Source organism: Pseudomonas sp. 05N434 (assembly GCF_056396965.1).
The window spans coordinates 1-3,370 of record NZ_JBFTMK010000551.1 but is presented as its reverse complement, the minus strand read 5'-3'; the positions used below and the strand labels follow the sequence as shown (position 1 = coordinate 3,370).

Here is a 3,370-nt window from a genome sequence, read left to right as displayed (position 1 = left end):
GCGAATAATTACGCCGGATTTCTTCGCCGTCGAGGATCAGTTTCATGCCGATGTACTGGCCGGGCTCGGCCGCGAGAATCGGCCCTTTATCCGCCGGTTCGAAGTAGAACGAAGTGATTTCCGAGCTTTCCTCGACCTTGGCCGCCACGATGAATTCCCGCGCGCCGCGCCAGCCGCCCGGTGCCTGGGCTTTCTGGTCGTAGATACTGGCTTCGGCACCGATCAGGATTTCGGCCAGTTGGTTGTAGGCCGCGCCCCAGGCGCTCATCACTTCAGGCGTGGCAATTTCGTCGCCCAGTACTTCAGAGATGGCTCGCAACAGGCAGCTGCCCACGATCGGGTAATGTTCCGGGAGGATTTGCAGGGCCACGTGCTTGTTGATGATCTTGGCCACCAGGTCGCCCAACTGATCGAGCTGGTCGATGTGCCGCGCRTACATCAATACACCGTTGGCCAAGGCGCGAGGCTGATCGCCGCTGGCCTGGTGGGCCTGGTTGAACAGCGGGCGGACTTCCGGGTATTCGGAGAGCATCATGCGGTAGAAGTGAGTGATCAATGCCTCGCCACCGCTTTCCAGCAGCGGTACGGTGGACTTGACGATGGCACGGTCTTGAACGCTAAGCATAAGAGCAACTCCTGGGCTTTATATGAATACCCTTTGCTTATCAGTTTCCATGCCAACAATTAAAACCTTATAAATCAAACAATTAAAAACAATGTAGTCATATCAACACTCATCGTTTTATAGTCATAGCGACTACAYGGAGTCATTATGACTGCAAAATTACTGCTCACGACCCTGCTGCCCCTGGTCTCCGACCTGTCCCGCGAGCTGCCCGAAGGCGAGCGCTATCGGCGCCTGCTCGAAGCCATGCGCGCCCTGCTCCCTTGCGATGCCGCCGCCCTGCTGCGACTCGACGGCGAATGGCTGGTGCCGCTGGCTGTGGACGGGTTGAGCACCGACACCCTCGGCCGCCGCTTCAAGGTCAGCGAACACCCGCGCTTCGAAGCGCTGCTCAGCAGCCCCGGCCCGACCCGCTTCGCCGCCGACAGCGACTTGCCCGATCCTTATGACGGCCTGGTCGATGGCCTGCACGAGCATTTGGAAGTCCACGACTGCATGGGCTGCCCGCTGTTTATCGACGAGCGCCCGTGGGGCCTGCTGACCCTCGACGCCCTCGACCCTGAGCGCTTCGAGCCGATCGAACTGGATGCCCTGCAAGCCTTCGCCAGCCTCGCCGCCGCCACCGTAAACGCCGCCGAGCGCATCGAACGGCTGGCCAATCGCGCCGAAGACGAACATCAGCGCGCCGAGGTTTACCGTCAGGCCAGCGGCCAGCAGAACCGCGAAATGATTGGCCAGAGCAAGACCTACAAACGCCTGGTTGAAGAAATCAACCTTGTGGGCGGCAGCGATCTCACTGTGTTGATCACCGGGGAAACCGGGGTCGGTAAAGAGCTGGTGGCCCAAGCCATCCACGCCGCGTCGCCCCGGGCCGACAAACCTATCATCAGCCTCAACTGCGCCGCCCTGCCGGACACCCTGGTGGAGAGCGAACTGTTCGGCCACGTGCGCGGTGCTTTCACCGGGGCGACGAACGATCGTCGCGGCAAGTTCGAACTGGCCAACGGCGGCACGTTGTTCCTCGATGAAGTGGGCGAACTGTCGCTGGCGGTGCAGGCCAAATTACTGAGGGTGCTGCAGAGCGGGCAATTGCAGCGGCTGGGGTCGGACAAGGAGCATCAGGTCGACGTGCGGCTGATCGCAGCGACCAACCGCGACCTGGCCGAGGAAGTACGCAGCGGCCGCTACCGCGCCGACTTCTATCATCGCCTGAGCGTTTACCCGTTGCTGGTGCCCGCATTGCGGGATCGCGGTCGGGATGTGCTGTTGCTCAGCGGCTACTTCCTGGAACAAAACCGCTCACGCATGGGCCTCAACAGCCTGCGTCTGACCAGCGATGCCCAAGCGGCGTTGTTGGGGTATGGTTGGCCGGGGAACGTGCGGGAACTGGAGCACTTGATTGGCCGCAGCGCGTTGAAGGCGCTGGGTAATTGCACGCAACGGCCGAAGATTCTCAGCTTGAGCGCGGCGGATCTGGATTTGCCCAATAGCGGCGTAGAACAGGCAGCGGAACCCGTGGTCGCTGCGCCGGTAGCTGAGTTGATTCCAGGGGATTTGCGTGAAGCCACTGAGCACTATCAGCGCCAACTGATCAGCGCTTGCCTGGAACGGCACCACCACAACTGGGCCAGCGCGGCGCGGGAGTTGGGCCTGGATCGGGCGAACCTGGGGCGAATGGCCAAGCGGTTGGGCATGAAATAGTTTCACCAGAATGAAGTAATACCCTTGTGGCGAGGGAGCTTGCTCCCGTTCGGCCGCGAAGCGGTCGTGAATTCAGCGATGGAGTTCTATCTGGAAAAATCAGGGACCGCTTCGCGCTCCAACGGGGGCAAGCCCCCTCGCCACAGGTAAGCTCCCTCCCACAGGGGTCACCGTTTGGCTGGCAATAGGCATTTCCCCTAAAGCCAGCCCCCAACAAGTCGATAACCCGGCATCGATAGCTGTTGGCGATGCTCATAATCGCCTCACCTTTTCCACAGAAGGTTTTTATGTCTTCCAACAAAGCCCGCGCAGATTCACTTTCGCTTCTGCTGTTTACCTTGCGCAGCGGCAAGCTGATGGCGATCAACCTGCTGAAAGTCAGCGAAATCATCCCCTGCCCGCCGCTGACCAAGCTGCCGGAGTCGCATCCCCACGTCAAAGGCATTGCCACTCTGCGCGGCGCGTCGTTGTCGGTGATCGACCTGAGCCGCGCCATCGGCGAACGACCGCTGGAAGACCCAAACGGTGGCTGTCTGATCGTCACCGACGTCAGCCGCTCCAAGCAGGGCCTGCACGTTCAGGCGGTGAGCAAGATCGTCCACTGCCTGACCACCGACATCCGTCCACCCCCCTTCGGCTCTGGCGGCGTGCGCTCGTACATCACCGGCGTGACGTCGGTCGACGGTACGCTGGTGCAGGTGCTGGACATCGAAAAGGTCATCCACGGCATTGCGCCGGCGCAGATCGAAATGGCCCCGACCGAACTGAGCATGGAAGAGGCTGAAGTACTGGGCAATGCGCGAATTCTGGTGGTCGATGACAGCCAGGTCGCACTGCAACAATCGGTGCACACCCTGCGCAACCTCGGCCTGCAATGCCACACCGCCCGCAGCGCCAAGGAAGCCATCGACTGCCTGCTGGACCTGCAAGGCACCGCCCAGCAGATCAACCTGATCGTCTCGGACATCGAAATGTCGGAGATGGACGGCTATGCCTTCACCCGCACCTTGCGCGAAACCCCGGACTTCTCACCCCGGACTTCTC

The 3,370-nt window shown here is 61.1% G+C and carries 3 protein-coding genes; 2 read left to right on the top strand and 1 reads right to left on the bottom strand.

Going from position 1 to position 3,370, the window contains the following annotated elements:
- On the bottom strand, positions 1 to 625 hold a 625-nt coding region (locus tag AC1DLB_RS25590), incomplete at its 3' end, for a globin domain-containing protein (RefSeq protein ID WP_477785879.1).
- A gap of 147 nt (positions 626 to 772) precedes the next feature.
- Between AC1DLB_RS25590 and norR the strand changes: the two genes are divergently transcribed.
- On the top strand, positions 773 to 2,326 hold the full coding sequence (gene norR, locus AC1DLB_RS25585) for a nitric oxide reductase transcriptional regulator NorR (RefSeq protein ID WP_086946442.1): 1,554 nt from the start codon (positions 773 to 775) through the stop codon (positions 2,324 to 2,326).
- 287 nt (positions 2,327 to 2,613) lie between these two features.
- A partial coding sequence (locus tag AC1DLB_RS25580; protein ID WP_477785878.1) for a chemotaxis protein CheW occupies positions 2,614 to 3,370 on the top strand: 757 nt, incomplete at its 3' end.

Excerpts from the sequence above, each read along its gene's own strand:
- norR (WP_086946442.1), top strand. The coding sequence starts at position 773 with ATGACTGCAAAATTACTGCTCACGACCCTGCTGCCCCTGGTCTCCGAC.